Here is a 1,330-nt window from a genome sequence, read left to right as displayed (position 1 = left end):
TCGGATGACGGAACACACCCCTTAACGGGAAATTGACGTTCATTTCCTTGTACAGCCTGCTCACCAGCGTCGTTGCCCGCAGCGAGTGACCGCCAAGCTCGAAGAAGTTGTCCTTCACGCCTACGCTTGCTAATCCCAATACATCCTGCCAAATGCGTGCAAGCCTTGCTTCCGTTTCTGTACGCGGCGCGACATACTCCGTTCCAGTCTCAATGCCGCCTTCTGGCTTCGGCAGCGCTCTCCGATCGATCTTCCCATTCGGCGTCAGCGGCAGTCGCTCCAACTGTACGAAGTAGGACGGAATCATGTAGCCTGGCAGCTCCTTCGACAATGCTGCCCGCAGCTCGCCGGCCTTGAGTGAGCATTCTGCTGTGAAATACGCGCACAACTGCTTCTGACCCGCATGATCTTCCAGTGCCACCACGGTCGCCTCCTGTACCGCCGGTACATGCAGCAACTGCGATTCCACCTCGCCCAGCTCAATGCGGAAGCCCCGGATTTTCACCTGATGGTCACTTCGTCCCACATACTCAATGCTGCCGTCTGGAAGCCAGCGCGCTACGTCACCTGTCTTGTACAGCCGCTCGCCAGGTGCGAACGGGTTATCTAGGAACTTCTCCTCAGTTAAGTCCGTTCTTCCCCAGTACCCGCGTCCGACACATGCCCCGGATACGTAGAGCTCGCCCTTCACACCGATCGGCTGCAGCTCAAAGCTGTCGTTCACGATGTAAATGCTCGTGTTCGCGATCGGCTTGCCGATTGGCGGCAGACCAACCTCGATAACTTCCGGCGTCATCGTGTAGGTCGTCACGACATGAGTCTCCGATGGCCCGTAATGGTTGTGCAGGCAGATATCGAGTCGCTTCAAACACGCCTGCACTTGCGGTGTCACGACCAACTGCTCGCCCGCCGTAATGATATGGCGAACGCAGCGCGGGAACGCTTCTGCCCACTCCGGCTCGGCGAAGATGAATTTCAGGAACGCCACTGGAATGTACATCACGTCGATTTCATGCTTTTCGATTTCCTGGAACAAGCGGACCGGATCCTTGCGCATCTCATTGTCGACCATATACAGGCTTCCGCCGAACAGGAGCGCAGAGAACATTTCCTGATAGCAAACATCGAAGCTGCCAGACGCATATTGCAAAATCCGCGAAGGCATCGGAATGTTCGTGCCTTTCTGCTGATAATGCAGCAGGTTAACCATGTTGCGGTGCTCCAGCATGACCCCTTTCGGATTGCCCGTCGTTCCGGATGTGTAGATGATATAGAGCAGGTTGGACGGTTTGCTGCCATTCGGTACGTCAGCTCCGTCGCCTTGGTACAG

Annotated in this window: 1 protein-coding gene; it reads right to left on the bottom strand. The window is 56.2% G+C overall.

Annotated features, from left to right (window positions below; genetic code table 11):
* A partial coding sequence (locus tag AZ66_RS29155) for a non-ribosomal peptide synthetase (protein WP_044358140.1) occupies positions 1-1,330 on the bottom strand: 1,330 nt, incomplete at both ends.

Source organism: Paenibacillus sp. E194 (genome assembly GCF_000935845.1).
Taxonomy (GTDB): domain Bacteria; phylum Bacillota; class Bacilli; order Paenibacillales; family Paenibacillaceae; genus Paenibacillus_B; species Paenibacillus_B alvei_B.
Note: the sequence above shows the minus strand (reverse complement) of the source record. Positions and strands in the feature narration are given on the sequence as shown.